This is a genomic window from Pseudoalteromonas sp. NFXS53, from assembly GCF_056629255.1.
The window spans coordinates 1-2,981 of record NZ_JBWVBR010000040.1; the positions used below are offsets into that span (position 1 = coordinate 1).

A 2,981-nucleotide genomic window follows, 5' to 3' on the forward strand; every position below is an offset into this window, starting at 1 on the left:
ACCGCTTACCGCTTACCGCTTACCGCTTACCGCTTACCGCTTACCGCTTACCGCTTACCGCTTACCGCTTACCGCTTACCGCTTTCTGCTTTCTGCTTTCAGCTTTCCGTTTTCAGTGTTATATTGCTTTTATAATTTTGGAACAAATAATAACCGCTTGGACTTAGGATTTATGTCTAAACTACTCCCTTTGCTCGCATCAGGCTTAGTTGCTATTGCTGCGCCTAGTTTTGCCGATGAAACACTTAAAACATACCGTAACTTTACAGGGTTCACTGGGTTAATAAATACAAACAACGCTGAAGTACTGGAATCAGGTAGTAGCGATTTTAGCTACAATAATATGCTTGATTACAGAGGTGAAAATTACGTTGATGGGCATAATTTTGCTTTTTCAGTGGGCTTGTTTGATAGGCTTGAAGTTACAGGGTTTATTGCGTCGAGTACGATGCATGATGTGACATTTGGTTTTTCGGCGCAGGAAGAAAAGCAGCTTCGTGACTTGTCATTCAATGCAAAGTATCAAATCCCTTATATTCCTAAAGATTGGTTTAGTGTTGCCTTAGGTAGTAAAGATATAGGTGGTGCTGCAAATAAATATCGAACACATTTCGCTGTTGCCTCAAAAGAATGGTCTGATTTTAGGTTTTCATTAGGTGCTGCCAAGAGCGATCATGAAACTAGTATGATGAATGGTGCCTTTGGCGGTATAGAATGGATGCCATTTGACTGGTTTGCTCTGCAGATAGAGCATGATGCCGAAGCTGTCAATGCCGCTGCGCGCTTCACTGTGCCAAAAGAGTGGCTATTTGACATTGGTGAGCTGACTTTCACGAGCCGTTTTTATAGTACTACTGACTATTCAGAAAATGACAGCACATATTATGGCGTTAACTTTACTATGCCGCTATCTAGCCAGGCACGTAAAAATTATCAAGAGATTAAGCCAGCTCCCGCTATTGTCGTTGCTAAAAATTCTGAGCCTTCTGATTTATCTAAACCTATCGTATTTAACCAAAGAGCACCAGAGCCTAAACAATCAGTCATTGCTAAGGCTGACACATCGAAAGCTGACCGTTCGCAGGCTCAAAGTAAACAAGAAGTGTCTTTAAGCAGTCAAGTACACCGCTTAAAACTCGCTTTAATTGAAGATGGCTTTGAAAACCTCAGTATTGGGTTTAACGAAACGCCAAGTGTTGTGGTTAAATTTGAAAACAGAGTATTTAATCGTAACGACCTAGATGCATTGGGTCTTGTGATGGGCCGAATCGGTGAGTTCATTACCAAAGAACATGCTCGTTTCTTAATTCAATTAGAGAAAAGCGATATTGGTTTATTGAATATTCAAGGTTCTGTTGATAATTATCGTCAGTTTATTGCAGAAGGGGTAAGTCCAGATCTTGATGTTCGCCAAGGTAGTGTTGCAACGCCATCGGGCATGATGTGGGTGGGTAATACCGCAGAGCAAAGCCCATACTTTCTACCTCGGGTTACTTTTTCTCCTGCATTAGCTGCAACTTATGCAACTGAGCTAGGTGTATATGATTTTTCATTGGCGCTTCGAGCTGATGTTGAGGTGCCGCTTTGGAAAGGTGCTGGTGTTAATGTGACTATGCAAAAAGTGGTTGCTAACACTGAAGATTTTGAAAAGGGCGATACATTCAATGGGCGTCGCTTGAAAGGTGGGCTTGATCAAGCTGTTTTCTATCAGGCGTTAGAGCTACCTTTTAATATATATAACCTGACACAAGTGGGTATGTTCAGAAACTATCATGAATATTATGGTGTGATTAATGAAACCACTTGGATAAGCCCTGGTGGTCGTCACCAATTAAGTGCGAATATCGCTAAATTTGAGTATCAAGATTATGATGCTTCTCGTGATTATTATTTAGCTGAATATCAATTTAATTGGTCAGAACAAGATATCACGCTTCATGCCAGTATGGGTAAGTTTTGGGCGCTAGATGAAGGTGTGAAAGTAGAAAGCCGTTTCTGGTTTGGTGATAGCTATATTGCCATTTATGCAGCAGATACAGCTGCCCAACAAGTAGGTATTGCGTTTAGTATTCCATTGAGCCCACGTAAAGACATGTCAGTTACACCTTATGGGCAAATTAAAGGCAATGAAGCTTGGCGTCATGGGGTAACAACCCGTGTTGGTGAGTCGAATAATGCGTTGGTGAGAGGTCAAGCTTCGAAAATGTATACGCGTATTAATATGGAACGCACATTCTTGAATCAAGGTCGTAATTCTAGCAGTTATGTATACGCGAATTTATCGAGATTAAGAGAAGCGTATTTGACTTATAAATAAGAGTTTAAAAGTTATAAGTTAGCGAGCGTAAAGTTTGCTGGTCAACGAACATAGAATAAGGCGCGGTTCATATTTGTGAAGCGCGCTTTTTTTTGTGTGACATAAAGTCAGCGCCTACACTCGTGCAAAATATACGTTGCGAAGCAAGGTTGCTTTTGTGCATGGTGGAAAGAGCAATTTTAGCAGCCGCAATGGAGTGCTCAATCTGCAGTTTTTGGATCTTTATTCATGGCGACAATCTAAAAACCTTGTTGCGTTAAAGCACAACCTACAGGTGATTGGTTTAGTTGTTGTGTAGGTCGTCATTTATGGCGACATTATCGTGCAAAATATACGTTGCGAAGCAAGGTTATTTTTAAGTAAGTGGAAAGAGTAATTTTAGAAACTACAATGGAGTACTCAATCTATAGTTTTGTAGGCTGTTATTTATGGTGTTAATTTAAAAATCTTGTTGCGCTAAAGCACAACCTACAGGTGATTGGTTTAGTTGTTGTGTAGGCCGTCATTTATGGCGACATTATCGTGCAAAATATACGTTGCGAAGCAAGGTTATTTTTGCGCAAGGTGAAATGAGCAATTTTAGCAACTGCAATGGAGTGCTCAATCAACAGAACGCGATATGAAATCGCTGCTACCGAAGTGTTTTAATTTTGTGTGGGTCGTC

General features: G+C 40.6%; 1 protein-coding gene. It reads left to right on the top strand.

Going from position 1 to position 2,981, the window contains the following annotated elements; translation table 11 throughout:
* The first annotated feature begins 172 nt into the window (after positions 1-172).
* Positions 173-2,317, top strand: coding sequence for a YjbH domain-containing protein (locus tag AC1HJP_RS21075; RefSeq protein ID WP_480363457.1), 2,145 nt, complete (start codon positions 173-175; stop codon positions 2,315-2,317).
* Positions 2,318-2,981: the final 664 nt, after the last annotated feature.